Origin of the sequence: Dermacoccus sp. SAI-028, from assembly GCF_004346775.1 — a bacterium.
Taxonomy (GTDB): domain Bacteria; phylum Actinomycetota; class Actinomycetes; order Actinomycetales; family Dermatophilaceae; genus Dermacoccus; species Dermacoccus nishinomiyaensis.
This window is the reverse complement of record NZ_SMFS01000001.1, coordinates 1,705,864-1,732,503: the sequence shown is the minus strand read 5'-3', so window position 1 is coordinate 1,732,503 and position 26,640 is coordinate 1,705,864. Positions and strand designations below refer to the sequence as shown.

24 protein-coding genes and 1 pseudogene are annotated in these 26,640 nt (G+C 69.9%); 21 read left to right on the top strand and 4 right to left on the bottom strand.

Translation table 11 applies throughout. From position 1 onward, the window contains the following. Window positions 1-12 precede the first annotated feature (12 nt). The 5 genes from ribA (at window position 13) to EDC82_RS07880 (ending at window position 3,502) form a co-directional block, all read left to right on the top strand. Window positions 13-1,248 carry a GTP cyclohydrolase II gene (gene ribA, locus EDC82_RS07900; RefSeq protein ID WP_131941112.1) on the top strand — a complete coding sequence of 412 codons (1,236 nt, stop codon included), beginning with the start codon at window positions 13-15 and terminating at the stop codon, window positions 1,246-1,248. Between the two features lie 84 nt (window positions 1,249-1,332). After that, window positions 1,333-1,824, top strand: a complete 492-nt coding sequence (ribH, locus tag EDC82_RS07895; protein WP_006943795.1) for a 6,7-dimethyl-8-ribityllumazine synthase — start codon at window positions 1,333-1,335, stop codon at window positions 1,822-1,824. Window positions 1,825-1,883: 59 nt separating this feature from the next. Continuing rightward, window positions 1,884-2,147 (top strand): phosphoribosyl-ATP diphosphatase, encoded by a 264-nt coding sequence (locus EDC82_RS07890; RefSeq protein WP_006943831.1) that lies wholly within the window; start codon window positions 1,884-1,886, stop codon window positions 2,145-2,147. A gap of 14 nt (window positions 2,148-2,161) precedes the next feature. Then, a complete protein-coding gene (gene hisG, locus EDC82_RS07885; RefSeq protein WP_006943808.1) occupies window positions 2,162-3,007 on the top strand; it encodes an ATP phosphoribosyltransferase in 846 nt (281 codons plus the stop codon). Between the two features lie 21 nt (window positions 3,008-3,028). Beyond that, complete coding sequence (locus tag EDC82_RS07880; RefSeq protein WP_006943810.1) at window positions 3,029-3,502, top strand: PH domain-containing protein; 474 nt, start codon at window positions 3,029-3,031, stop codon at window positions 3,500-3,502. A 7-nt stretch (window positions 3,503-3,509) separates the two neighbouring features. On the opposite strand, the gene EDC82_RS07875 is transcribed toward EDC82_RS07880, so the two are convergent. Next, the gene (locus EDC82_RS07875; RefSeq protein WP_083607117.1) at window positions 3,510-4,124 is read right to left on the bottom strand and encodes an AAA family ATPase; all 615 of its coding nucleotides are present in this window, start codon (window positions 4,122-4,124) and stop codon (window positions 3,510-3,512) included. Between the two features lie 49 nt (window positions 4,125-4,173). Between EDC82_RS07875 and hisF the strand changes: the two genes are divergently transcribed. Beyond that, window positions 4,174-4,926, top strand: a complete 753-nt coding sequence (gene hisF, locus EDC82_RS07870; protein WP_006943747.1) for an imidazole glycerol phosphate synthase subunit HisF — start codon at window positions 4,174-4,176, stop codon at window positions 4,924-4,926. Between the two features lie 21 nt (window positions 4,927-4,947). On the opposite strand, the gene EDC82_RS07865 is transcribed toward hisF, so the two are convergent. Then, window positions 4,948-5,592 (bottom strand): TIGR03085 family metal-binding protein, encoded by a 645-nt coding sequence (locus EDC82_RS07865; RefSeq protein WP_006943812.1) that lies wholly within the window; start codon window positions 5,590-5,592, stop codon window positions 4,948-4,950. A gap of 77 nt (window positions 5,593-5,669) precedes the next feature. Further along, a complete protein-coding gene (locus EDC82_RS14530) occupies window positions 5,670-5,831 on the bottom strand; it encodes a hypothetical protein (RefSeq protein WP_160126210.1) in 162 nt (53 codons plus the stop codon). A gap of 151 nt (window positions 5,832-5,982) precedes the next feature. On the opposite strand from EDC82_RS14530, the gene EDC82_RS07860 reads away from it, so the two are divergent. Further along, on the top strand, window positions 5,983-7,719 hold the full coding sequence (locus EDC82_RS07860; RefSeq protein ID WP_370448849.1) for an ABC transporter ATP-binding protein: 1,737 nt from the start codon (window positions 5,983-5,985) through the stop codon (window positions 7,717-7,719). After that, the gene (locus EDC82_RS07855; protein ID WP_131941108.1) at window positions 7,716-9,536 is read left to right on the top strand and encodes an ABC transporter ATP-binding protein; all 1,821 of its coding nucleotides are present in this window, start codon (window positions 7,716-7,718) and stop codon (window positions 9,534-9,536) included. The genes EDC82_RS07860 and EDC82_RS07855 overlap by 4 nt, the downstream gene beginning before the upstream one ends. Window positions 9,537-9,635: 99 nt before the next feature. On the opposite strand, the gene EDC82_RS14930 is transcribed toward EDC82_RS07855, so the two are convergent. Then, window positions 9,636-9,923 carry a WYL domain-containing protein gene (locus EDC82_RS14930; RefSeq protein ID WP_050786432.1) on the bottom strand — a complete coding sequence of 96 codons (288 nt, stop codon included), beginning with the start codon at window positions 9,921-9,923 and terminating at the stop codon, window positions 9,636-9,638. A gap of 634 nt (window positions 9,924-10,557) precedes the next feature. Between EDC82_RS14930 and EDC82_RS07845 the strand changes: the two genes are divergently transcribed. The 13 genes and pseudogenes from EDC82_RS07845 (at window position 10,558) to gltB (ending at window position 26,640) form a co-directional block, all read left to right on the top strand. After that, a complete protein-coding gene (locus tag EDC82_RS07845) occupies window positions 10,558-11,256 on the top strand; it encodes an SDR family oxidoreductase (RefSeq protein WP_006943784.1) in 699 nt (232 codons plus the stop codon). Window positions 11,257-11,576: 320 nt separating this feature from the next. Further along, complete coding sequence (locus EDC82_RS07840) at window positions 11,577-13,157, top strand: HNH endonuclease signature motif containing protein (protein ID WP_131941106.1); 1,581 nt, start codon at window positions 11,577-11,579, stop codon at window positions 13,155-13,157. 574 nt (window positions 13,158-13,731) lie between these two features. Further along, a pseudogene (gene hisI, locus EDC82_RS07835) lies at window positions 13,732-14,094 on the top strand (phosphoribosyl-AMP cyclohydrolase); the annotation flags it as partial. Window positions 14,095-14,255: 161 nt separating this feature from the next. Next, window positions 14,256-15,815, top strand: a complete 1,560-nt coding sequence (locus EDC82_RS07830; protein WP_131941104.1) for an anthranilate synthase component I — start codon at window positions 14,256-14,258, stop codon at window positions 15,813-15,815. Further along, window positions 15,812-16,492 carry a Trp biosynthesis-associated membrane protein gene (locus EDC82_RS07825; protein WP_131941102.1) on the top strand — a complete coding sequence of 227 codons (681 nt, stop codon included), beginning with the start codon at window positions 15,812-15,814 and terminating at the stop codon, window positions 16,490-16,492. The genes EDC82_RS07830 and EDC82_RS07825 overlap by 4 nt, the downstream gene beginning before the upstream one ends. A gap of 2 nt (window positions 16,493-16,494) precedes the next feature. After that, on the top strand, window positions 16,495-16,737 hold the full coding sequence (locus tag EDC82_RS07820; RefSeq protein ID WP_074039567.1) for an HGxxPAAW family protein: 243 nt from the start codon (window positions 16,495-16,497) through the stop codon (window positions 16,735-16,737). Between the two features lie 91 nt (window positions 16,738-16,828). Beyond that, complete coding sequence (gene trpC, locus EDC82_RS07815) at window positions 16,829-17,665, top strand: indole-3-glycerol phosphate synthase TrpC (protein WP_074039565.1); 837 nt, start codon at window positions 16,829-16,831, stop codon at window positions 17,663-17,665. Then, entirely contained in the window at window positions 17,662-18,939 is a 1,278-nt protein-coding gene (trpB, locus tag EDC82_RS07810; RefSeq protein ID WP_074039431.1) for a tryptophan synthase subunit beta, read from the top strand. The genes trpC and trpB overlap by 4 nt, the downstream gene beginning before the upstream one ends. Next, on the top strand, window positions 18,936-19,736 hold the full coding sequence (gene trpA, locus EDC82_RS07805; RefSeq protein ID WP_006943817.1) for a tryptophan synthase subunit alpha: 801 nt from the start codon (window positions 18,936-18,938) through the stop codon (window positions 19,734-19,736). The genes trpB and trpA overlap by 4 nt, the downstream gene beginning before the upstream one ends. Further along, entirely contained in the window at window positions 19,733-20,236 is a 504-nt protein-coding gene (locus EDC82_RS07800) for a MauE/DoxX family redox-associated membrane protein (RefSeq protein ID WP_231729550.1), read from the top strand. Before trpA ends, EDC82_RS07800 begins: the two co-directional genes overlap by 4 nt. A gap of 48 nt (window positions 20,237-20,284) precedes the next feature. After that, window positions 20,285-21,037, top strand: a complete 753-nt coding sequence (locus EDC82_RS07795; protein ID WP_006943804.1) for a thioredoxin domain-containing protein — start codon at window positions 20,285-20,287, stop codon at window positions 21,035-21,037. Further along, a complete protein-coding gene (gene lgt, locus EDC82_RS07790) occupies window positions 21,037-21,936 on the top strand; it encodes a prolipoprotein diacylglyceryl transferase (RefSeq protein ID WP_006943814.1) in 900 nt (299 codons plus the stop codon). Before EDC82_RS07795 ends, lgt begins: the two co-directional genes overlap by 1 nt. 168 nt (window positions 21,937-22,104) lie before the next feature. After that, a complete protein-coding gene (gltB, locus tag EDC82_RS07785) occupies window positions 22,105-26,640 on the top strand; it encodes a glutamate synthase large subunit (protein ID WP_006943749.1) in 4,536 nt (1,511 codons plus the stop codon).

The window sequence follows — 26,640 nt, the reverse complement described above, 5'->3', positions numbered from 1 at the left end:
AGAGAGAGCCTGATGAGCGCCGCACCCAGCGCCGCAACGCCCGAGGACACGCCGCTGGCGCTGTCGAGCATCGAGGACGCGCTCGAGCAACTGCGGCTCGGACGGCCGGTGCTCGTCGCCGACGACGAGAACCGCGAGAACGAGGCCGACATCGTCATGTCGGGCGCGACGATGACGCGCGAGTGGATGGCGTGGGCGATCCGGCACAGCTCCGGGGTCATCTGCGCGCCGATGCCGGACGCGATCGCCGACCGCCTCCTGCTGCCCCCGATGGTGTCGCGCAACGAGGATCCGAAGGGCACCGCCTACACGATCTCCGTCGACGCGAAAGGCGGCGTGCACACCGGCATCTCCGCAGCCGACCGCGCGCTGACGCTGCGGTTGCTCGCCGACCCGAGCACCGAGCCGAGCGCGCTGACGCGCCCCGGGCACGTCTTCCCGCTGCGCGCCAAGCCGGGCGGCGTCCTCGAGCGCGACGGGCACACCGAGGCCTCCGTCGACCTGTGCCGCCTCGCCGGGCTCGAACCGGTCGCGATGATCGTCGAACTCGTCCACGACGACGGCGCGATGATGCGGCTGCCCGGCGCGATCGAGCTGGCGCAGCGCGAGGGCCTCGCCGTCATCACGATCGAGCAGCTCATCGGGTGGCGGCGCCGCCACGACCGCGTCGAACACGTCGCGAGCGCCGACCTGCCGACGCAGGTCGGAACGTTCCGCGTCGAGGCCTACGCCGATCGGGAGAACGGCGCCGAGCACCTCGCGCTCGTCGCGCCGACCGACGGTGATGACGTGCCGCTCGTGCGCGTCCACTCCGAATGCCTGACGGGCGACGCGCTCGGCTCGCTGCGCTGCGACTGCGGGCCGCAGCTCGCCGAGGCGCAGCGGCTCGTCGCGCGTGAGGGCGGGGTCGTCGTCTACCTGCGCGGGCAGGAGGGCCGCGGCGTCGGCCTGCTCAACAAGATCCGCGCGTACGCCCAGCAGGACGCCGGCGCCGACACCGTCGACGCGCAGACGAACCTGGGGTTGCCGATCGAGGCGCGCGAATACGGCGCTGCCGCAGCGATTCTGCGCGACCTCGGCATCGAACGGGTGCGGCTGCTGACGAACAACCCGGCCAAGGTACGCGAGCTCGTCGAGCACGGGATCGACGTCGTCGAGACAGTGCCGCTCGTCGCGGGGCGCACCGTCCAGAACGCCTCCTACCTGCGCACCAAGCGCGAGCGCATGGGGCACACGTTCGACGCGTGAACCGCGCGTCGCATCGGAACCACCAGCCCGGCACACCACCCGCACGCACGAACCACCACTGCAGATCGATCGAAGGAGAACATCATGAGCGGCCACGGAGCCCCCACCCTCAGCACTGACGCGGCGGGCCTGCGCGTCGCCGTCGTCGCGGCGAGCTGGCACGAGAAGGTCATGAACGGCCTCATCGACGGCGCCCGTCGCGGCCTCGCCGACGCCGGCGTCCGTGACGACGACGTGACACTCGTGCGCGTGCCCGGCACGTTCGAGCTGACGGCGGCCTGCGCGCGCCTCGCGCCGCACTTCGACGTCCTCGTCGCGCTCGGCGTCGTCATTCGCGGTGGCACTCCGCACTTCGACTACGTCTGCAGCGCCGCGACGGACGGGCTGACGCAGATCGGCGTCACGACCGGCAAGGCGATCGGTTTCGGCGTCCTCACGTGCGACACCGACGCCCAGGCGCTCGATCGTGCGGGCCTCGAGGGTTCGAGCGAGGACAAGGGTCACGAGGCGGCGACGGCGGCCGTCGTCACGGAGATGACGTTGCGCTCGTTGCAGCTTCCGGCCGCGACGCTGTGAGCGGCGCGACGCCGGGCGCGGTCGGCCCGGCGCGAACGCAGCCGGTAGCCTTGGGCACCGTGAAGAGCTTTGAGCAACTGTGGGAAGAACTGAGCGAGAAGGCGGCCACGCGCCCCGAAGGGTCGGGCACCGTCGCCGAGCTCGACGCGGGCGTCCACTTCATCGGCAAGAAGATCGTCGAGGAGGCCGCCGAGGTGTGGATGGCCGCCGAGCACGAGGGCAACGCCGCCGCCGCCGAGGAGATCAGCCAGTTGCTGTACCACCTGCAGGTGCTCATGCTCGAGCGCGGCATCACGCTCGACGACGTCTACTCCCACCTGTGATCGAAGGGTCCTCCATGCTGCGCGTTGCCGTGCCCAACAAGGGCGCCCTGTCCGAATCCGCCGCGTCGATGCTCAAGGAAGCGGGCTACCGCGGGCGTCGCGAGTCGAAGGAACTCGTCGTCGTCGACCGCGACAACGACGTCGAGTTCTTCTTCCTGCGCCCCAAGGACATCGCCGTCTACGTCGGTTCGGGCACCCTCGACCTCGGCATCACCGGGCGTGACCTGCTGCTCGATTCCGGCTCGAGCGCCGTCGAACACCTGCAGCTCGGCTTCGGCGGTTCGACGTTCCGCTACGCCGGCCGCCCGGGTGTCGCGACGTCCGTCAGCGAGCTGGTGGGGCGCCGCATCGCGACGTCGTTCGCCGGCCTCGTGCGGGCCGATCTCGCCAAGAACGGCGTCGAGGCCGAGGTCGTACGTCTCGACGGCGCCGTCGAGACGGCCGTGACGCTCGGCGTCGCCGACGTCATCGCCGACGTCGTCGAGACCGGCACGACGCTGCGCAACGCGGGCCTCGAGGTCTTCGGCGAGCCGATCCTCACGAGTGAGGCCGTCCTCATCCGCCCGGACGCGCGTGAAGTCGGTGACGCCGCACTGACGCTCGTGCGTCGCCTCGAAGGTGTCCTCACGGCCCGCAACTTCGTCATGATGGACTATGACATCGAAGCTTCCCTCGTCGAACGCGCCGCGGCGCTGACGCCGGGGCTCGAGTCGCCGACCGTCTCGCCGCTGCACGACCCGAACAAGGTCGCGGTGCGCGCGATGGTCAACCGCAAGGTCATCAACCACGTGATGGACGAGCTGTACGCGCTCGGCGCGCGTGCCATCCTCGTCACCGACATCGCAGCCTGCCGCCTGTAGTCGAGCCCGCGAGGAGCAATCATGAGTGACGTCGACGCCTACCGTCCCTTCGTCCCGCGACGCGGGCGGGCGATGGCGTTCACCGCGGCGGCGCTGTCCGTCGTCGTGTTCGGCATCGTCGCGTTCGTCCTCGTGCCCGGTGGCGGTGCGACGGGGTGGACGACGATGGACAAGTGGTCGCTGTTCTTCCTCGGGTGTGCCATCGGCTGGATGCTGTCGCGCTGGGGGCTCGTCAAGGCAGTGCCGAACGAGCGCGGCCTCAAGGTGCGCAACCTCATCCTCACGCGTGAGATCGAGTGGGCCGAGATCCTCGGCGTCCAGTTCGGCGGCGGGCGGGCCTGGGCGACGCTCGACCTCGCCGACACCGAGCAGCTCGCCGTCATGGCCATCCAGCGTGCTGACGGCCCGTCGGCCGAGGCGGAGGCCTCGCGCCTCGCGGCCCTCGTCGAGGTCGCTCGTCAGCGTGCCGCGGCCGCGGCGGGCGCGCACGACTGACGCTCGTTCAGCCCCGAATGGGGTCGTCCGGCACGGGAACGAGCGCGTCGGGGCGCGGTGGGTGCGCCGCGAACCAGGCGTCCTCCTGCAACTCCCACGCGAGCCAGTAGGGCACGAACGTCTCGCCGTCGCGCTCCAGTGCGCGCCGTCTGCGCGTCTCGCGCTCGGCCTCCAGCCACAGGGCGGCGTGGGCGAGCGAACGTCCGACCCAGGTCGCGCCGACGCCTTCTACGATGAGCGGACGATCGGGTGTGACGGTGACGCGTCCTCGCGCCGCCGTGCCCGGCCAGTGGGTCGGCAGGTAGGTGCTCGCGTTGTGACGTGACCACTGCTCGGCGATGTGACGGGCCCGCACGAGCCCCGCCGACAGCCCGTCCCAGTCGCGGTACAGATCGTCGAGGTGGACGATCTGGGCGTCCACGTGACGATCGTGCAGAGCGCCGGCGAGCTGCGTCTTGCCCGAGCCGGAGCGGCCGTCGATCGTGACGAGCCAGCGCGGGCGCGTCATCCGCGCCTCGACGTGCGCGAGGGCGTCGTCGTATTCGACGTGCGGCACGCACGCGAGGGCGGCGGCCTCGGGACGCACGGGGGCCGAGAGCGAGCCGGCGCGTGCGTCATCCACGGATCAAACCTATCGGCGCCGCGTCCGCCGTGGCCTCTAATCTGGTGCCATGACTGTTGCCGTGCGTGTCATCCCGTGCCTCGACGTCGACGCCGGCCGCGTCGTCAAGGGCGTCAACTTCGAGAACCTGCGCGACGCGGGCGACCCCGTCGAGCTCGCCGCGAAGTACGGCGCCCAGGGCGCCGACGAGTTGACGTTCCTCGACGTGACGGCGAGCTCCTCGGATCGTTCGACGACGTACGACGTCGTCTCGCGCACCGCGGAGCAGGTCTTCATCCCGCTGACGGTCGGGGGAGGCGTGCGCACGGTCGACGACGTCGACCGGTTGCTGCGCGCCGGCGCCGACAAGGTCGGCATCAACACGGGCGCCATCGCCCGCCCCGCGGTCATCGGGGAGATCGCCGACCGGTTCGGCGCGCAGGTGCTCGTCCTGTCGGCCGACGTGCGCCGCGTCGATGGCCACTACGTCGTGACGACGCACGGTGGGCGTCGCGCGAGCGACCTCGACGCCGTCGAATGGTGTGCTCGCGCGGAGGCGCTGGGCGCCGGGGAGATTCTGCTCAACTCGATGGACGCCGACGGCACGAAGGCCGGCTTCGACCTCGACCTCGTCGACGCCGTGCGCCGCGAGGTCAGCGTCCCGCTCATCGCGAGCGGCGGCGCGGGCGCCGTCGAGCACTTCGAGCCGGCCGTCGCGCACGGCGCTGACGCGGTGCTCGCCGCGTCGGTGTTCCACTACGGCGAGCTGACGATCGGTGACGTCAAGGGTGCCCTTGCGGCGGCGGGGCACCCGGTGCGCTGACGCTCCGTCGTGCGCTGACGCTCAGATGCCGCGCGGTTCAGCGACGAACCGGTTGATGTCGTCGGGCTCGCCCTCGAACTCGACGAAGCTCATCCGCCCGGCCAGGTGCAGCAGCACCTCGCTCGGCTGGCCGGCGACGATGAACTCGCCGATCGGCTCCGACGGCGAGTTGAGCGCCAGCGGCGCGTGCCCCGGGCACAGCGCCGCGACGCGCATCGCCGAGCGGCGCAGCGTCATCCGTGCGGCCGTGGGCAATGCGTCGTAGAGCGCGTTCTGCAGGTCGGCGCCCAGCACGCGGACGCCGTCCTGGTCGGCGGCCGGCAGCTGAGCGCGCAGGATGTCCTCGTGGTGGATGAAGTACTCCTGCAGGTTCGCGTGCGCATCGACGGCGGGGATGCGGAACGGCGAGAACTCGTGCGGACCCTTGCGCACCATGTCGACGAGATCCTCGAACGGGCGCAACGCGTAGCGCTCCCGGGTGCGTTCGGACGCGTCGCGCACCTGGGGCACGAGGATACCGAGGGCCTCCGGGCGGCGCTCACGCATCGCGAGGTGTGCCATGAGATCCCTGACATTCCAGCCGACGCACAGCGTCGGCGCGTCCGGGCCGAGGCGCAGGGCGGTGTCGCACAGGGCATGACGTTCGGCTTGGGCATACTTGCGCATGCCGCAATGTTGTCACCTGCGCGAATGCGCGAGCAAAGGAACCCCACGTGACCTCAGCCGACCTGGCCCCTGACGCCTCACCTGTGCGCGTGGCCGCCGCCGGCGCCCGCGAGCAGTGGCGAGCGTTCGCGCCCGCCGTCATCGGCGCGACGGCATACGGCATCCTCACCGTCCTCACCGCCCGCGTCATCGGCCACCTCGTCGCGGACGTCGTCACGCCGGCGGTGCGCGATCGTCACCTGGACGGTGCGATGGTCTGGCAGATCGTGTGGCAGCTCGGCGGCGTCGTCGCGCTCAACGCGGCCGCCGTCATCCTGCGCCGCATCGCGGCGGGCGTGGCGTACAACAACCTCATCGCCTCGACGCGGCGGCAGGTGACGCGCCTACCAGCTGCTGCCCATGCGCTGGCACCTCGCGCACCCGTCGGGTCAGCTGCTGTCGCACGCGAACTCGGACGTCGAGGCGATCTGGAACATCTTCCAGCCGCTGCCGATGGCGCTCGGCGTCGCCGTCATGCTGGCGTTCGGGTTCGTCTCGATCTTCCTCGTCGACGTGTGGCTCGGCGTCGTCGCGCTCGTCGTGTTCCCGCTGCTCATCGTCATCAACTACTGGTTCCAGGTCGTCATGCGCGCCCGCGTGGAAGCGTCTCAGGCCGCGCGAGCGCGCGTCAGCGCCGTCGCGGACGAGAGCTTCGACGGCGCACTCGTCGTCAAGGCGCTCGGGCGAGCGGACGCGGAGGTGTCCCGGTTCGGTGACGCCGCGGGCGAGCTGCGCGACGCCAACGTCAGGCTCGGACGCACCGAGGGCATCTTCGACCCGATGACGAACGCGCTGCCGACGATCGGTTCGCTGCTCGTGGTCCTCGTCGGCGCCGAGCGGGTCGCGTCAGGCGCGATCACGGCGGCCGACGTCGTCGAGGTGGCGTACCTGTTCAACCTGCTCGCATGGCCGGTGCGTGCGTTCGGCTGGATCCTGTTCAGCCTGCCGCAGGTCGCGATCGGGTGGAAGCGCGTCAAGCCGATCCTCGACGAGGCGGGCTCGACCGTGGTGCCCGCGCGCACGCTGGAGCTACCCGGTGGGCCGATCGGCGTCGAGGTCGAGCACGTGACGTTCCGTCACGACGCGCGGCCGGCGGTGGGGGCTGATGCTGGGAGCGAGTCGGAGGACGGTTCCGACGTGGCCGAGGGCCTTCAGGAGCGGCGCGCAGCGTTGACCGACGTGACGCTGCGCGTGCCCGCGGGCGGATCCCTTGCCGTCGTCGGGGCGACGGGTGCCGGCAAGACGACGCTCGCGCAGGTCATCGCGGGGCTGACGACGACCGATTCGGGCAGCGTGCTCTATGACGGCGTGCCCGCCGCGCATGCCGTGGCACGCGAGGAGCGGGTGGCCCTCGCGACGCAGGAGGCGTTCGTGTTCAACGAGTCGACGCGTGAGAACGTCGCGCTGGGGCGCGCCGGTGTGGATGCGGGGGCTATTGATGCGGCGCTCGGTGTCGCGCACGCCAAGGGGTTCGTTGCGGCGCTGCCGGAGGGGGAGGACACTTCGCTCGGCGAGCGCGGATCGCGGCTCTCTGGCGGTCAGCGTCAGCGCGTGGCGCTCGCGCGCGTGCTCGCGGGACGCCCCGGGCTCGTCGTGCTCGACGATGCGACGAGTGCCATCGACCCCGCGGTCGAAGGGCAGATCCTCACGTCCCTCGAGGAGGCGACGGACGGCTGCACAAGCGTCATCATCGCGCACCGCCGCTCGAGCATCCTGCTCGCCGACGAGGTCGCGTTCCTCGACGCCGGGCGCGTCGTCGCTCAAGGCACGCACGAAGAACTCATGGCGACGCAGCCGGCTTATGCGCTGTTGCTCACGGCGTACGAGACGCAGGACTCTTCAGCGTCCGGGGACGAGTCTGAGGGCGAGGGCCAAGGCGACTCAGACCGCAGCGCATCGGACGGGGCGACATCGGCTCCGCCTCATGCGGGGTCGGACGAGGCGCCCGCGGGGCAGGGGATCGCAGGGCAGACGGGGGTGTTCCACGAATCGGGTGAAGCGGACGAACGCGGCGCGTTGGGAGCCATGACCGCGGCACCCGAAGCGTCGGTCGTCGATGCCGTCCGCGAGGAAGGCGAGGCGCGATGAAGCGGCGCTCGACAACCGCCACGCAGACAGCCGCCACGGCGCAGGCGGCCGGCGCGACTCCCGTCGTCAGTGATCGCGGCACCCTGCGGCGCGGCCTGCAGCTCGCACCCGAGATGACGCGTGGGCTCGGGTGGACGCTGCTGCTCGCTCTCGTCGCGACGACGAGCAACGTCATCGTCCCCATGACGATCCAGCGCGCGATCGATGACGGCATCCTCGCGCCGGGCGGCATCGACCTCGGTGTCGTGCGCTGGACGTGTGCGCTCGCGGTGGTCGGCGTCGTCGTCGCCGGGCTGTGCTCGTACGTGATGAACGTGCGGCTGTTCAAGGCGTCGGAGGCGGGTCTCGCGACGTTGCGCGTCAAGGCGTTCGCGCACGTGCACGCGCTGTCGACGTTGACGCTCAACGCGTCGCGGCGCGGTTCGATGGTCTCGCGCGTGACGAGTGACGTCGACCAGATCTCGATGTTCGTGCAGCGCGGCGGCATGATGCTCATCGTCTCGATCGGGCAGTTGCTCGTCGCGACGGCCCTGATGCTGTGGTACTCGCCGCTGCTGACGGCCGTCGTGTGGGCGACGTTCGTGCCGCTCGTGTTCCTGCTGCGGCACTTCCAGCGCGTCGTCGGGCGCGCGTACGGCGTCGTGCGTGAGCGCGTCGCGGACATGCTCAGTGCGATCTCGGAGTCGGTCGCGGGTGCCGCGACTGTGCGGTTGTTCGGGGTGCAGGAGCGCACGCAGGCGCGCATGGACGAGACGATCGAACGTCAGCGTCGTGCGGCCATCAGCGCGCAGATCCGCGCGGTCGGTGCGTTCGTGTCGGGGCAGGGCATCTCGGGGCTCGCGCTCGTCCTCGTGCTCGCCGTCGGCGCGTGGCAGGGGGCGCACGGGCGGATGAGCGTCGGTGAGATCACGGCGTTCGGGTTCCTGACGAACCTGTTCACGCAGCCGGTGCAGACGGCGACGGAGGTGCTCAACGACCTGCAGAACGCGCTCGCCGGGTGGCGTCGCATCATCGAGGTGCTCGACACGCCACTCGAGGTCGAGCCGCCCACCGAGCCGGTGACGTTGCCGCGAGGGCCCGTCGGGGTCGCATTCAATGACGTGACGTTCGCGTATCGCGCGGGCGACAAGCCCGCTATCGTCGGGCTGACGGCGTCGGTGGCCGCAGGTCGTCGTGTCGCCGTCGTCGGTGAGACCGGTTCGGGCAAGAGCACGCTCGCGAAGTTGCTGACACGACTCGTCGATCCGTCCGACGGTGTCGTGCGTCTCGGAGGCGTCGATCTGCGCGACCTCGACGACGCGTCGCTACGCGCGTCCGTCGCGTACCTGCCGCAGGAAGGGTTCTTGTTCGACGGCACGATCGCCGACAACGTGCGCTTCGCGCGCCCCGACCTGTCGAATGAGGACGTCGCCGCCGCGTTCGACGCCATCGGCTGCGGCGCGTGGTTAGCGGGGCAGCCCGCCGGAGTGCTGACGCAGGTCGGCGCTCGCGGCGGGCGGTTGAGTGCGGGGGAGCGGCAGCTCGTGGCGCTTGCGCGCACGTACGTCGCGGGCCCTGACGTGCTCGTGCTCGACGAGGCGACCTCCAGCGTCGATCCCACGACGGACGTCGCCGTGGGTCGAGCGCTCGATCAGTTGATGACCGGCCGCACGAGCGTCGTCATCGCGCACCGCCTCGCGAGCGCCGAGAGTGCCGACGAGGTGTGGGTCATGGACGCAGGGCGCCTCGTGCAGCGAGGCCCGCACACGGCGCTCGTCGCCGCCGACGGGCCCTATGCGCGCCTGCACGCCGGCTGGGTGGCGTCGCACGCGCATTGACGTCTGGGCCATGGCGATCTGTGCCGAGTGGCCCGAGCGCCGGGCGCCCGATGGCGGGTAACTCACACGGAGGCAGGTTGCTACTCGCCATCGCGTGAGTTACCCGCCATCCTGCTCGGCGCTCGCTGATTCGTCATCGCCTCGGCTCGTCGCCGAGTTGCCTCCCGGAAGATGGTTGGCCGGCAGGGGGCCTCGGTCGAAGTCCGATGTGAGCCACCTCTCGAGTGATTCGTCGGGGAAGGTTGGCGGTGACCGGCCGGTGACGGCGGGGTCTGCCGCGGCGGAGGTGATCCGGTCGAGGCGGAAAACGCGCCAGTCGCGACGGTGCAGGTCATGGCGGAGGAGGTACCAGCGGCCCTCGCGGATGAAGCAGATGAGCGGATGCACCTGTCGATCGCAGACACGGCCGTCGCCGTCGGAATGGCGAAGTGCACGATGCCACGTTGGGCGGCTGTGTCAACGAGCAGACCGTGCAGGCGCGCGTCGACAGGCTCGAGCCCACTCGTCAGCACGTTGGTCGCCGTCGCGGTCGCGACGGCTCGTCGACGCAGCGACCCCGGCAGCAGGCGTTCGAGCTTGGCGCGCACGACTGTGGCGTCCGTCGCCCCGGCGGTGTCTCCTTCGAGACCTGCCCCCTCGAGCACGAGCAGGGCCGTGACGAGGGTGGACACCTCGTCGGCGTCGAGTACGAGGGGCGGGATCGTGACGCCCGAGTCCAGGCGGTAGCCGCCGCCGGGACCGGGCGTGACCGCACGCTGTAACCGAGGCTGCACAAGCTAGCGACACCGCGTCGGAGGGATCGCGGCCCCGTGGCAAGACGCATGGCGAGATCAGCCACGGAGCACCATCGGCCCGTCTGGAGCAGACCCAACGATTCGAGGGTACGCGACGAAGGACTCGTGACGGGCTTGTGGGACATGCGTTCATTGTCGTGCGAGATGAGGACCGGAATCGTCTGCATCTGGTCCTAGCGTCATTCCACGAGGGCGCGGGCACACCGCCGCTCAGGAAAGGGTGATCGATGCGCATCGCCATCACGACACCCAATGGAAACGTGGGTCGCCACCTGATTCGTATGCTCGTCCGAGTCGGGGTACGGCCCGTGCTCTTGGCACGGCATCCCGCGCAGATCGCGCGGGAACTGCGCCCCCTCGTCGACATCGTCGAGGCGGATTCGCTGGACCGCGACGAGGTCGTCGCCGCGACTCGCGGGATTGATGCCGTGTACTGGGTGAATCCGAGCCCGATGACCGCTGATCCGCTCGCTGAGCATGCTCGGGCGAGCGAGGCAATCGTGGGTGCCGTCCGCGCGAACGGCATCAGGCGCGTCGTGTTCCACAGCAGCGTGGGGGCAGAGAAGCGCCACTGTGTGGGAGGGATCGACGGCCTTGCCGCGACGGAGTTGTCGCTCGACGCGCTCGACGTCGACGTCACGCACCTGCGGTGCGGTTATTTCTTCTCCAACCTCACCCGGCACCTGGCGGCGATCCGCCAGGGCGAAATCGACACGGTGCTCCGGGTTGATCACGCATTCAGCTGGGTGGCGCCGCGTGACGTCGCCGAGATGGCGGCACTCTGCCTCCTTGACGAGGGGTGGCAGGCGCGTCATGTCCGAGCGGTTCACGGGTCGCGGGATCTCTCGTGGCGCGACGTCACGCGCATTCTCTTCGACCACGTGGGAAATGCGGTGGCGGCGCGCCAGATCAGCGATGCGGCGTGATGTCCCGCTACCTGGGGCCGGGCTCGCCCGTGGTCTCGCGCAGGCGTTACTGGGGATGAGCACCGGAATCCGCGATGATTTCCGTCCCGAGCAGGGGCGGACCCCCGCCACCACGACGCCGACGCAGCTCGCGGGCTGGGTGTACGACGAGCTGCTGCCGATCATGGGTGCGTGACGATCGGGTTGGGCAGTCGCGTTTGAGGATCAGCGTTGGAAGCGCCGCCGGCGCCCGCGCGGGCGCGGTCAGTGAGAGCCGGCTCAATGGATCTTTCATGTGACGGAGCCTACCCCTATTCGAACATGTGTGCGATAATTGGGTCATGGAAACGCTAGAGATGACGGACGCGGCGAACATCGTCGCGCGTCTCTCTGAGCTGCCCGGTGAGGCTGTCCTGGCCGTTTGGGGCGAGCTGACGACGCGGGTCGCAGAGGAGGTTCTCACCGATCCGGCATCGCTCGTTCCGCTCACCGATGGAGGCGCGAGCCTGGACGGTCGGTTGGACGCCCTGATGAGTCACCGTCGCCACCTTGAACGCGCTGCGGCGCTCACACAACGTGTTGCACGCAGCGCCGAAGCGGTCACGCACATGCTGGCCTCCGAACACCATGACAGTGTGCGTCGCCACGACGTCCTCAGCGGCGAGGCGATGGGTGAGGGCGCGTCCGACGATTCTCGGGCCTACGACGTCGAGGCCGGCGAGTTCGCGGCCTCAGCGCTCGGCGGCGCACTCGGGCTGACGGCGCCCGCCGCCCGGGCGATGGCGGCGGGGGCTTCGACGCTGCGTGCGCGCCATCCCGGCCTGCTGGCGGCCTCGGCACGCGGAGACGGCTCCGTGCGGGTGGCGGCGATGCTGGCGGGGGAGCTCGCGCACCTCGAGGCGGACGCTGCGCGCTCCGTGGCACAGATGCTCATCGACAGCGGAGATCATCGACGCGCTCACCAGGCGGCGCGGCAGGCGTGCCGCAAGACCCTGCGTCGGCTCGGTCTCACTCGCCCTGCCGACGAGGTCGAGGTGGAGTCGACGCGCGGGGTGTGGTTCGAGCCGCACCTCGAGTTCGAGTCGCTGTGCACGATGACAGCCGTTCTCGACGCCTACGACGCCACGGCCATCCAGGCCGTGATGGAGGAACGTGCGCGGCGCCTGCAGGAGAACTCTGCCCCCGGCGCTCGGCTTTTCGTCGGCGCAGCGCGGGCTGACGCGCTCACCGACCTCATCCTCGAGAACTGCACCGTGACGGCCACGCTGAACCTGCAGGTGCCGATCATCGCGCGACCTCCCGACCCGTCGAGATCCGCCGTCGCGGGGCTCCTCGACCCGCCGAGATCCACGGGCGTCCCGGACGCGGAGGACGTGTCCGACCTGCTTGACGCGAGGGTCCCTCGGCCCGCCATTGGAGTGCCGCCGGGTCATTCCCCGGCGTCGCCCGCAACGTCGTCGATGGTCCTGGGTGCCTGTGGCGTGCGCGGCGTCGGTGTTCTTTCTGCTGGCGTCGTCGCCCGCCTCGCCGCTACGGCTGGTGTGGGATTCACGGCGACGCTCGCGTCGCACCACGGGTGTGGTCGCATCACGACGCTGGCCACCACGACGGCTGCTCACCGCCCAAGTGTCGGCATCGCCAAGCTCGTGCGGGAGCGCGACGGCGTGTGCCGCTTCCCGTTCTGCGAAACGGCCGCCTCGCGGTGCGACCTCGACCACGTCATGCCGTTCGACCAGGGCGGGCCGACGAGCGCGACCAACCTGCAGGCGCTGTGTCGTCACCATCACCGCGCCAAGACCCACGGGGGCTTCCGCGTGAGGATGACGCCCGACGGCGTCTGCACGTGGCTGTCGCCCTCCGGTGCCCGCTGGGTCACCGAACCCGGCGGCATCACACACGCCGACGCCGTTCGCGCCGCCTGACGGCCCTCGCGGCCCTGCGGCCCCGGCTGCCTGCCGAACCCTGATCTCACGTGCTCCGCGCTCTCGGTGCGCCGCCGCTCAATCCTGGTCTGGCGAGGTCTGTGCCCGCTACCTACTGCTCGAACCTGGTCTGACGGCGCAGTCATTCCCCGGCCACAACCCGCGGCCCATTTCATGTCCCGGGCGCGTTCACTTTCCCGGGCGCAGCATCATCGACACGGCGGCACCACGCACGCCGGCGCCACACCTGTTCGCGCGGCCTGACGACCCGGTGACGCCCGCCTCCACCTCGCCAGTCGTGTCGGCGACACCGCGTCCGAACCCTCGCTCGGATGCCTGGGTGAGATCACGCTGAGGGAGAACTCCACCCGTTCATGCGACGTCAGCGTGGGATAAGGCCGCGCTGGATCCCCGCCGTCATCCGCCGTGCGCGGGTGCGGGGTCAGGCGCAGCTGCGTCCCCGTCGCGATCCGCGATGCGCGGGAGCGTGAGGTCAGGCGGCGTTGGGGCCCGCAGTGATCCGCGAGGTGCCAGCGCGAGACACCGCGACGGGTTGTCAGGGCCACTTGGCACAATGGCCCCCATGTCTTCGCCCGAGCCTTCATCGCCGCTCAGCCCTGACGTCGCGCAGCGCCTCAAGCGCGACGACGCGGGTCTCGTCGCCGCGATCATCCAGGACGACACGAACGGTGACGTGCTCATGCTCGGCTGGATGGACGACGAGGCGCTGCGCCGCACGCTGAGCGAGGGGCGCGTGACGTTCTGGTCGCGCAGCCGCGGCGAGTACTGGCGCAAGGGCGACACGTCGGGTCACGCGCAGTACGTGCGCAGCGTCGCTCTCGACTGCGACGGCGACGCGTTGCTCGTCCGCGTCGACCAGGTCGGCGCCGCATGCCACACCGGCGAACGCAGCTGCTTCTTCACCGACCTCGACGCCGCCGTCTGCAGTGATGGCGCGATCGCGTCCACCGGAACCGACGCTGACGCAGCTACCACGGCGCCCACCGGAACCGACGCTGCGGACGCAGCCACGACAACGTCAACCCCAACCGTCGCCGCAGACGTACCCGCCACCATGCCCACCCCCAGGAGCAACGCATGACTGCCGCAGCCGAGCCGGAGACGAGCCTCGCCGCCGACCTCACCTGGGGCGCGACGTGGCCGAGCGTCGAGTTGTTCGAGCACCTCGCGGGTGGGCGTCGCGTCATCCCCGTCGTGCGCAAGCTGCTCGCCGACGCGGAGACACCCATCGGCATCTACCGCAAGCTGGCGCGCGACGAGCCGGGCACGTTCCTGCTGGAATCGGCGGAGCACGGCGGCGTGTGGTCGCGCTACTCGTTCATCGGCGCCGCGAGCCGCGCGACGCTCACCGAGCGTGACGGCGACGTCGTCTGGCTCGGCGACGTGCCGACGGGGCTGCCGACGACAGGCCTGGCGGTCGATGCCCTACGCGCGTCCCTGCAGGCACTTCACACCGAACGCATCGCCGGCCTGCCGCCGCTGACGAGCGGTTTCGTCGGCGCGATCGGCTACGACGCGGTGCGTCGCTGGGAGAAGATCGGCAACCACGCCGACGACGTCCTCGCGATCCCCGAAGTCACGATGTTGCTCGCCACGGATCTCGCCGTCATGGACCATCAGGACGGCTCGCTCCTGCTCGTCGCCAATGCCGTCAACTTCGACGGCCTCGAACCCGGCGCGCGCGCCGCGTACGACGACGCCGTCGCCCGCCTCGACGCGATGCAGACCCGCCTCGTCGAACCGGCGGCTTCGACGGTGGCGATCCCGCACGAGCGCGCCCAGGACGTGCGCAGCAGCCACACGCGCGAGCAGTTCCACGACATGGTCGAGTCGTGCAAGGAGGACATCCGCGCGGGCGAGGCTTTCCAGATCGTCGTCAGCCAGCGATTCAGCGTCGACACGCACGCCGACGCGCTCGATGTCTACCGCGCCCTGCGCGCGAGCAACCCCAGCCCCTACATGTATCTGCTCCGCCTGCCGCACCCTGACGGCGGCGCGTACGACGTCGTCGGCAGCTCGCCGGAGGCGCTCGTCAAGGTGACAGGCGAACGCGTTATCACGCACCCGATCGCCGGTTCGCGCCCGCGCGGCAAGACCCCGGAACACGATCAGGAGCTCGCCGACGACCTGCTGGCCGACCCCAAGGAACGCAGCGAGCACCTCATGCTCGTCGACCTGTCGCGCAACGACCTGCAGCGCGTCTGTCGCGCGGGCACCGTCGAGACGGTCGAGTTCATGAACATCCGCAACTACAGCCACGTCATCCACCTCGAGTCGACCGTCATCGGCGCACGCCGTGACGACGTCACCGCCTACGACGTGCTCGAGGCGGCGTTTCCCGCGGGCACCCTCTCGGGCGCGCCGAAACCACGCGCGATGCAGATCATCGAATCGCGCGAGGGCACCCGTCGGGGCATCTACGGCGGCGTCATCGGCTACTTCGACCTCGCGGGCGACGCCGACGCCGCCATCGCCATCCGCACCGCCGTGCTCAAGGACGGTGTCGCGCACGTCCAGGCGGGCGCCGGCGTCGTCGCCGACTCGGTGCCGGAGAGCGAATACCAGGAGACGATCAACAAGGCCGCCGCGGCGTTACGCGCCGTCGCGACGGCCGACGGCATGACGGGAATCGCATGAGCACCTTCACGACGAAACGCAGCGTCATCCTGCTCAGCCTCATCGCGGCCGTCCTCGCCGCGATCGTCTCGGGGCGCACGTGGATCAACGGCTCCCTCAACGATGGCGTCATCGCGAGCAGCAAGGTCGACGTCACGGGCAACCAGGCGGTGCCCGGCTACTTCGGCATCGCCCTCGTCGCCGTCGCAGGCGTCCTTGCCGCCGCGACGGCCGGCCGCATCGCGCGTTGGCCCGCCGCGCTCGTCTCGCTCATCGCCTCGGTCGCGCTGCTCGTCGTCACGCTGCTGACGCTGGGCGACCCGGCCTCGGCGGTCAAGACGCGGATGACGTCCGTCACCGGCCACAACGGTGAGGCCGTCGCGCGCGGCACGTTCACGCCATGGTTCTGGGCCGCGGTGTTCGCCGGCCTGCTCAGCGTCGCCGCGTCCCTGCTGGCGCTGCTCGGCGTGAGCCGCTGGGCGGGGCTGTCGAGCCGCTACGACGCGCCGACGGAGACCAAGGCGCCGACCACGCACGAGAGCGACTGGGATCTCATGAACCGCGGCATCGACCCGACGGACACCGAGACCGCCCCCGGCTCGCACGAGCCGGACGGGCCTGACACAATGACCCAGAACAGTTCATCAACGCGCGTGACGGAGACGTCGGCTGCGCAGCACGGCTCCAAGGAGAAATGACGATGTCCGGAGACAGCCCGTACCTCGACCACGGCCACAGCCCCGCCGCCTGGACGGGCGTCGGCATCTGCATGGTCGGTTCGCTCCTCATCGCGTTCGGCGTGTACTTCGGCAACGAACTGCTCGACATCATCGGCGCGGTCCTCGTCGTCGTCGGCGGCGTCGTCGGGTGGCTCATGGGCAAGGCGAACCGCCGCAGCGCTGCCGCGCACGGCTCGATGGACTCCGAGCGCAAGCCCGCCTGATCCGCGCCGCGGCCTGACGGGCCCGGCGCGCGCCGTGACCACACGCTGGAACCGGCGGCGCCGTGCCCTGTCACGCTGATTGGATTCGACCGTGACCACTGTTCTCGACTCGATCATCGCCGGGGTGCGAGACGACCTCGCCGAGCGCGTGCGCGCTCGCAGCCTCGCCGACGTCACGCGTGACGCCGACGCCGCACCGCCCGCACGCGACGCGCTCGCCGCGTTCCACGCCGCCCGCGAGGCGCGGCGCATCGCCGTCATCTCCGAGGTGAAGCGATCCAGCCCGAGCAAGGGCGCGCTCGCGCAGATCCCCGATCCGGCCGCGCTCGCCGCGCAGTACGCCGACGGGGGAGCGACCGCGATCTCGGTGCTCACCGAGCAGCGCCGGTTCGGCGGGTCGCTCTCCGATCTCGACGCCGTGCGCGCCGCCGTCGACATCCCGGTGCTGCGCAAGGACTTCATGGTCGAGCCGTACCAGTTCTTCGAGGCCCGCGCCCATGGCGCCGACCTCGTCCTCCTCATCGTCGCCGCCCTCGACGACGCACAGCTGCGCGACTTCGCGGCTCTCACGCGCGAACTCGGGATGACGGCGCTCGTCGAGGTCCACGACACCGCCGAAGCGGAACGGGCACTTGCCGTCGACGCGCAGCTGCTCGGCGTCAACGCCCGTAACCTCAAGACGCTCGACGTCCACCCCGAGGTGTTCGGCCCGATCGCCGCGACGCTGTCGGCGCACGTCGTCAAGGTCGCCGAGTCGGGCATCTCCGGGCCCGCCGATGCCGCCCGCTACGCCCGCGAGGGCGCACAGGCGCTGCTCATCGGCGAGGCACTCGTCAAGAACGGCGACCCCCAGCAGGGGCTTGCCGACATCATCACCGCGTGCGCGGACGCCACGAACGCGTCAGCCGTCGAAGGGACGCCCGCATGACCGACCCCACCCCGCTCGGCGAACCGCGCCACGACGGTCTCGCGCCGCACGGCCTCGGGCGCTTCGGCGACTACGGCGGACGCTACGTCCCCGAGGCCCTCGTCGCCGCGCTCGAAGAGCTCGACGAGCAACGCCAGAAGGCGATGGTGGACGATGAGTTTCGCCACGAACTCGCCGAACTGCACCGCACATACACGGGCCGTCCGAGCCCGATCACGGAGGTCAAGCGCTTCGCCGAGCACTGCGGCGGCGCGCGCGTCCTCCTCAAGCGCGAGGATCTCAACCACACCGGCTCGCACAAGATCAACAACGTCCTCGGCCAGGCGCTGCTGGCCAAGCGCATGGGCAAGACGCGCGTCATCGCGGAGACGGGTGCCGGCCAGCACGGCGTTGCCACCGCGACGGCCGCGGCGCTCATGGGCCTCGAGTGCGTCGTCTACATGGGCAAGGTCGACACCGAGCGTCAGGCCCTCAACGTCGCACGCATGCAGCTGCTCGGCGCAAGCGTCGTGCCCGTCGAGCACGGCAGCCAGACGCTCAAGGACGCCGTCAACGAGGCGTTCCGCGACTGGGTCGCCAACGTCGACACGACGCACTACGTGCTCGGCACGGTGACGGGCCCCTACCCGTTCCCCGAGATGGTGCGCGACTTCCACAAGCTCATCGGTGAGGAGGCCCGCGAGCAGATCCTCGCCGAGGCCGGGCGCCTGCCCGACGCAGTCTGCGCCTGCGTCGGCGGCGGCTCGAACGCGATGGGTATCTTTCACCGCTTCATCGGTGACGACGGCGTTCGCCTCGTCGGCCTCGAGGGCGGCGGCGAGGGCATCGCGAGCGGCAAGCATGCGTCGCGCTTCAGCGGCCAGGGCACGCCGGGCGTCCTGCACGGTGCGTACACCTACGTCATCCAGGACGAGGAGGGCCAGACGATCGAGACGCACTCGGTGTCCGCGGGCCTCGACTACCCGAGCGTCGGTCCGGAGCACAGCTACCTCAAGGACATCGGTCGCGCCGAGTACCACCCGATCACCGACGTCGAGGCGATGGAGGCGTTCCGGCTGCTGTCACAGACCGAGGGCATCCTGCCGGCCATCGAGTCGGCGCACGCCCTCGCGGGCGCGATGAAGGTCGGCGCCGAGCTGGGCGAGGACGGGCTGATCCTCGTCAGCCTCTCCGGGCGCGGCGACAAGGACGTGCACACCGCCGCCCGCTGGTTCGGGCTCATCGATGAAGACGAGACCGTCGTCCGCGGCGAGGACGAGGAGACGAAGCTGTGAGCACCCCCATCCCGCTGGACGCCGTCTTCGCCGCCACCCGTGACGAAGGACGCGCCGCCCTCGTCGGCTACCTTCCCGCAGGCTTCCCGAGCGTCGCGGATTCGATCCGCGCCGCGCAGGTCATGGTCGAGAACGGTTGCGACATCGTCGAGGTCGGCCTGCCGTACACCGATCCGCTCATGGACGGCCCCGTCATCCAGAGCGCCGCGACGCAGGCTCTCGCGGGCGGTGTGCACACCGCGGACGTCTTCCGCGTCGTGCGGGCCGTCACCGACGCCGGTGGCGCGGCCGTCGTCATGACGTACTGGAACCCGGTGCTGCGCTACGGCATCCGCCGTTTCGCGGAGGAGTTGAAGGCCGCCGGGGGAGCCGGCCTCATCACCCCCGACCTCGTGCCCGACGAGGCCGACGAGTGGATCGCCGTCGCCGACGAGCTCGGCCTCGCGAAGATCTTCCTCGTCGCGCCCAGTTCGACGCCCGCCCGCGTCGCGGCGACGACGGCGAACTGCTCGGGCTTCGTCTACGCGGCGTCCGTCATGGGCGTCACGGGTGCGCGCACGAGCGTCGGCGACGCCGCGAAGGGTCTCGTCGAGCGGACGAAGGCCGCCACCGACCTGCCCGTCTGCGTCGGCCTCGGCGTCTCGACGGCGGAACAGGCGCGCGAGATCGGCCGATACGCCGACGGTGTCATCGTCGGTTCCGCGCTCGTCAAGACGCTGCTCGACACCGACCCCGAACGCGGCCTGGCGGCCCTCGCCGAGGCCACGAAGGAACTGAGCGACGGAGTACGACGTTGAGCACCAGCATGGACACGAGCACGACCAAGCCCACCGCCGAGCGCTCGAACCGCTGGCCGTGGATCGCCCTCGTGCTGCGCCTCGTGCTCGCCGGCGTCTTCCTCTATGCAGGCCTGCCGAAGCTCACGCACCTCGACGCCTCGCGCCGCTCGGTGCGCGCATACGACCTGTTCTCCTACGACGTCGCGAACGTCATCGGCACGATCCTGCCGCTGGCGGAGGTGGCGCTCGGCGTCATCCTGCTCGTCGGCCTGTTCACCCGCTTCGCGGCGATCATCTCCGCGCTGCTGCTCGTCATCTTCATCGCGGGCATCGCCTCGGCGTGGGCGCGCGGCATCTCGATCGACTGTGGGTGCTTCTCCGAGGGCGGGGCGGTTGCCGCGAGCCAGACGAAGTATCCGCAGGAGATCGGCCGCGACATCGTCTTTCTCATCCTCGCCGGGCTGCTCGCCTGGCGCCCGCGCAGCCGCTTCAGCGCCGACGGGGCGCTGTGGGGCTGAACGATCTTCGTGACTCAACGCCCCCGCCATCTGTGAAAGGCTTCACCCATGCGACCTGATGCTTCCACCAAGCTGCAATCCGTGGCGCCCAAGCAGGGCCCCAGCAAGGGCTTGATCGCCGCGATCGTCGGCCTCGTGGCCGTCCTCGCGATCGCGGCCGTCGCCTTCCTCTCGCTCAACAAGAGCGATGACACCGACACCCCTGTCGCTGCCGGTGACACCCCGACGGGTGCACTCGCCAACGGCCAGGGCATGCCGGTGTTCGCCGACAAGGCCAAGGCCGACGCGAAGAAGGTCGACGTCTACTTCGACTACCAGTGCCCGTACTGCAAGCAGTTCGAGCAGGCCCAGGGAGCCAAGCTCCTGGACATGGCGAAGGCCGGTGACGTCAAGCTGACGTACCACGTCAAGACCTTCCTCGATGAGAACCTGCCCGGCGACAGCTCTGCCCGAGCCGCGAACGCCGCGTTCTGCACCGCCACCGCCGGAAAGTTCTCCGACTTCACGACGAAGGTGTTCGAGAACCAGCCCAAGGAGGGCGTCGGCTACACGAACGAGACGCTCATCAAGCTCGCGAAGGAGGTGGGCGTCAAGGGCTCGTCCTATGAGAAGTGCGTCAACGACAACCGGTACTCGGCGTACGTCAAGAAGACCGAGTCCGAGACCAACAAGGCCGGGGTCAACTCCACGCCGGTCGTCAAGATCAACGGCAAGGACGTCGACAACGCCGACATGGCCGGCATGATGAACATCGAGAACTCGACGCCCACCACGATCGACAAGGTGCTGGCCAAGTTCTGATGCTGACGGAGATTCCTTCACCGACCGAAGGGGTGCTGTGGCTGGGCCCGGTGCCCCTTCGGGCGTATGCGATCTGCATCCTGGCGGGCGTCGTCATCGCGACGATGATCACCGGGCGGCGCCTCGAAGGGCGCGGCTACTCGCGTGACGCGGCCGTCGACGTCGCCCTGTGGATCGTGCCGTTCGGCATCGTCGGGGGGCGGCTGTACCACGTCATCACGACGCCGCAACCGTACTTCGGCGAGGGCGGGCACCCGCTCGACGCGTTCAAGGTGTGGGAGGGCGGCCTCGGCATCTGGGGCGCCGTCGTCCTGGGCGCCGTCGGCGCCTGGTTGGGCGCGCGCAAGGCGGGCGTCCCGTTCCCGGTGCTCGCCGACTGCGTCGCCCCCGCGCTGCCGCTCGCGCAGGCGATCGGCCGGTTCGGCAACTATTTCAACAACGAGTTGTACGGTCGCGCGACGAACGTGCCGTGGGCCCTCGAGATCCACCAGTGGGACATGAACAAGGGGCGTTCGGTCGTCGACTCGACCGGTGCCCCCGTCGTCCTCGGCACGTTCCACCCGACGTTCCTCTACGAGGCGATCTGGTGCATGCTCATCGCCCTCGTCATCTGGCGCCTGTCGGATTCGGGGCGGCTGCGCCAGGGGCAGGCGTTCGCGCTGTACGTCATGCTGTACCCGCTAGGCCGCATCGTCGTCGAGTTGATGCGCAGCGACTTCGCGAACCGCATCCTCGGTGTGCGCGTCAACGTGTGGGTGTGCGGCATCGTCTTCCTGCTCGGCCTCGCGATCTTCATCGCGCGCCGGCGTGCGTCCGCCGACCCACGGGCGGCGCACCAGCTCGAGCCGGATGCCCACGGTGCACACGATGCGGACACCACGGCCGACGAGGCCTCCTGAGCTGTATCGTCAGCTGAGACGCGCTCGTCCACGTGGTGAGCGCGCATGAACATTCGATAGAATGCATAAAACCCGCAGGCCAATGCCGTCCCGCGGTGGTTTCGACCCGACCCGATGCCTCGTGCGCCCTGCGCTCGGGCGTCCCGACGACGAACAGGACGGTGAGTCATGTCTGCTCATGCTTTCTCCGCCCAGCCCGCTGCCCAGGGGTTGTACGACCCCACGTTCGAGCATGACGCCTGTGGTGTCGCGCTCGTCGCGACGATGCGGGGCCACGCCGGCCACGACATCGTCGACGCGGCGCTGCTGGCCCTGACCAACCTCGACCACCGCGGTGCCACGGGCGCCGACCCGCTCGTCGGCGACGGCGCCGGCATCCTCACGCAGATCCCCGACGCGTTCCTGCGCGAGGTCGTCGACTTCGAGCTGCCCGCGAAGGGCTCCTACGCCGTCGGCATCGCGTTCCTGCCGCAGGACGCCGACGGCCAGTGGCACGTCGGCGAGGGCTTCGACCGCATCGCCGACGAGGAAGGCCTCGTCGTCCTCGGCTGGCGTGACGTCCCCGTCAACCCCGACGTCGTCGGTGAGTCGGCGCGCGGCACGATGCCGGTCTTCCGCGAGGTGTTCGTCGCGGCGAAGGACGGCGACGCCTCGGGCCTCGAACTCGACCGTCTCGCGTTCTGTGCGCGCAAGCGCGCCGAGAACGAGCTCGACGTCTACTTCGCGTCGCTGTCGGCGCGCACCATGGTCCACAAGGGCATGCTGACGACGGCGCAGCTCGAGCAGTTCTACCCCGACCTGTCGGACGAGCGGTTCGAGACGGCGCTGGCCCTCGTGCACAGCCGGTTCTCGACGAACACGTTCCCGAGCTGGCCGCTCGCGCACCCGTTCCGCTTCATCGCGCACAACGGTGAGATCAACACGGTGCGCGGCAACCGCAACTGGATGAGCGCACGCGAGTCGCAGTTGCGCAGCGACATCATCCCCGGCGACCTGTCTCGCCTGCTGCCGATCTGCACCCCGAACGCGTCCGACTCGGCGACGTTCGACGAGGCCCTCGAACTGCTGCACCTGTCGGGTCGCAGCCTGCCGCACTCGGTGCTCATGATGATCCCCGAGGCGTGGGAGAACCACGCGACGATGGACCCGGCGCGTCGCGCGTTCTACGAGTACCACGCCGCGTTCATGGAGCCGTGGGACGGCCCCGCGTGCGTGACGTTCACCGACGGTTCGCTCATCGGCGCCGTCCTCGACCGCAACGGCCTGCGTCCCGGGCGTTACTCGGTGACGAAGGACGGCCTCGTCGTCCTCGCCTCCGAGGCGGGTGTGCTCGGCCTCGCGCCGGAGGACGTCGTCGAGCGTGGGCGCCTGCAGCCGGGCAAGATGTTCCTCATCGACACCGAGGCCGGGCGCATCATCCCGGACGAGGAGATCAAGGGCGAACTCGCCACGGCGAAGCCGTATCAGGAGTGGCTCGACTCGGGCATCGTCAAGGTCGGCGACCTGCCGGATCGTGAGCACATCACCCATTCGTTCAGCTCGGTCACGCGCCGTCAGCAGACGTTCGGCTACACGAACGAGGAGCTGAAGATCCTGCTGACGCCGATGGCGTCGACGGGCGCCGAGGCGCTCGGTTCGATGGGCACCGACACGCCCGTCGCCGTCCTCAGCTCGCGCCCACGCCTGCTGTTCGACTACTTCACGCAGCTGTTCGCGCAGGTGACGAACCCGCCGCTCGACGCGATCCGCGAGGAGCTCGTCACGAGCCTCGGCACGACGATGGGTCCGGAGGGCAACCTGCTCACCGACGGCCCCGAGCACGTCAAGCAGGTCGAGTTCGGCTTCCCCGTCATCGACAACGACGAGCTCGCGAAGATCGTCCACATCAACGCCGACGGCGACCGCGCCGGCTTCGCGGCGTACGTCATCCGCGGCACGTACCGCGTCGACGGTGGTGCGAGCGCGCTCAAGGCGCGCCTGCAGGGCATCTTCGCCGAGGTCGACCAGGCGATCGCCGACGGTCACCGCTTCGTCGTCCTGTCCGATCGTGACTCGAACGCCGAGTTCGCGCCGATCCCGTCGCTGCTGCTGACGGCGGCGGTGCACCACCACCTCATCCGTCAGAAGACGCGTCTGCAGGTCGGGCTCGTCGTCGAGGCCGGCGATGTGCGCGAGGTCCACCACGTCGCGCTGCTCGTCGGCTACGGCGCGGCGCTCGTCAACCCGTACCTCGCGATGGAGTCCGTCGAGCAGCTCGCCCATGAGGGTGCGCTCGGTGACACGACGCCCGAGCAGGCCGTCAAGAACCTCATCAAGGCGCTCGGCAAGGGCCTGCTCAAGGTCATGTCGAAGATGGGCATCTCGACCGTCGCCTCCTACCGCGGCGCGCAGGTGTTCGAGGCGCTCGGCCTCAGCCAGGAGGTCGTCGACGAGTACTTCACCGCGACGACGTCGCGTCTCGGCGGCATCGGTCTCGACGTCATCGCGGCCGAGGTCGCGGCGCGTCACGCGAAGGCCTACCCGAGCGACGGCCAGGGCCCCGCGCATCGCGAGCTCGAGGTCGGTGGCGAGTACAAGTGGCGCCGCGAGGGTGCACCGCACCTGTTCAACCCGACGACGGTGTTCCGCCTCCAGCACTCGACGCGCGCGCGTCGTTACGACATCTTCAAGCAGTACACGCAGGCCGTCGACGACCAGTCGGCAGAGCTCATGACGCTGCGCGGGCTCTTCAAGTTCGCCTCCGACCGTCCGTCGATCTCGATCGACGAGGTGGAGCCGGCGAGCGCCATCGTCAAGCGCTTCTCGACGGGCGCGATGTCGTACGGCTCGATCTCGAAGGAGGCACACGAGACGCTCGCGATCGCGATGAACCGCCTGGGCGCGAAGTCGAACACCGGAGAGGGCGGCGAGGACGTCGATCGCCTGCTCGACCCGAAGCGTCGTTCGGCGATCAAGCAGGTCGCCTCGGGTCGCTTCGGCGTGACGTCGCTGTACCTGACGGAGGCCGACGACATCCAGATCAAGATGGCGCAGGGCGCGAAGCCCGGCGAGGGCGGTCAGCTGCCCGGGCCGAAGGTGTACCCGTGGGTGGCGCGCACGCGTCACGCGACGCCCGGCGTGGGTCTCATCTCGCCGCCGCCGCACCACGACATCTACTCGATCGAGGATCTCGCGCAGCTCATCCACGACCTGAAGAACGCGAACCCGAGCGCGCGCATCCACGTCAAGCTCGTCTCCGAGGTCGGCGTCGGCACCGTCGCCGCGGGTGTCTCGAAGGCCCACGCGGACGTCGTGCTCATCTCCGGCCACGACGGCGGCACGGGAGCCTCACCGCTGACCTCGCTCAAGCACGCCGGTGGGCCGTGGGAGCTCGGCCTCGCCGAAGCGCAGCAGACGCTGTTGCTCAACGGCCTGCGCGACCGCATCGTCGTGCAGACCGACGGCCAGCTCAAGACGGGCCGTGACGTCGTCATCGCCGCGCTGCTCGGCGCGGAGGAGTTCGGTTTCGCAACCGCGCCCCTCGTCGTCAGCGGCTGCATCATGATGCGCGTGTGTCACCTCGACACCTGCCCGGTCGGCATCGCGACGCAGAACCCGGAGCTGCGCGAGCGTTTCAGCGGCAAGCCGGAGTTCGTCGAGACGTTCTTCGAGTACATCGCCGAGGAGGTGCGCGAGATCCTCGCCGAGCTCGGTTTCCGTTCGATCGAGGAGGCCGTCGGGCACGTCGAGGCGCTCGACACAGACGAGGCCGTCGAGCACTGGAAGGCCAGTGGTCTCGACCTCGCGCCGATCTTCGCGAAAGCGGAGATGCCGTTCGGCGGTGAGCTGTTCAACACGCAGGGTCAGGATCACCACCTCGACGCTGCGCTCGACAACGAACTCATCGCGAAGGCGAAGGACGCCATCGAGCACAAGACGCCGGTCGCGTTCGAGACGAAGGTGTCGAACGTCAACCGCACCGTCGGCACGATGCTCGGCCACGAGTTGACCAAGCGCTACCTCGATGAATTGCTCCACGACGACTTCGTCGACATCACGCTGCGCGGTGCGGGCGGGCAGAGCTTCGGCGCCTTCATCCCGAAGGGCCTGACGCTGCGGCTCGTCGGCGAGGGCAACGACTACGTCGGCAAGGGCCTGTCGGGTGGGCGCATCATCATCCGTCCCGACACCGAGACGGCCCTCGTCGCCGAGGAGAACGCCATCGCGGGCAACGTCATCGGTTATGGCGCGACCAGCGGTGAGATCTTCCTGCGCGGCAAGGTCGGCGAACGCTTCTGCGTCCGCAACTCGGGAGCGACGGCCGTCGTCGAGGGCGTGGGCGATCACGGCTGCGAGTACATGACCGGTGGTCGCGTGCTCATCCTCGGCGCGACCGGACGCAACTTCGCGGCCGGCATGTCGGGCGGTGAGGCGTACGTCCTCGATCTCGACGCCGACCTTGTCAACCGCGAGCTCGTCGAGGTCACCGGTCTGCGCGCCGAGGACGAGGACGTCGTCAAGGAGCTGCTGACGAAGCACGCCGCCGAGACGGGTTCATCCGTCGCCGAGTCGTTGCTGAACGACTGGCCTTCGAGCCTCGTCCGTTTCTCGCTCGTCACGCCGCGTGAGTACCAGCGCGTGCTGAGCATCCGCAAGGACGCCGAAGGCATGGGCGTCGACCCCGACAGCGCCCAGGTGTGGGACAAGATCATGGAGGTGAGTTGA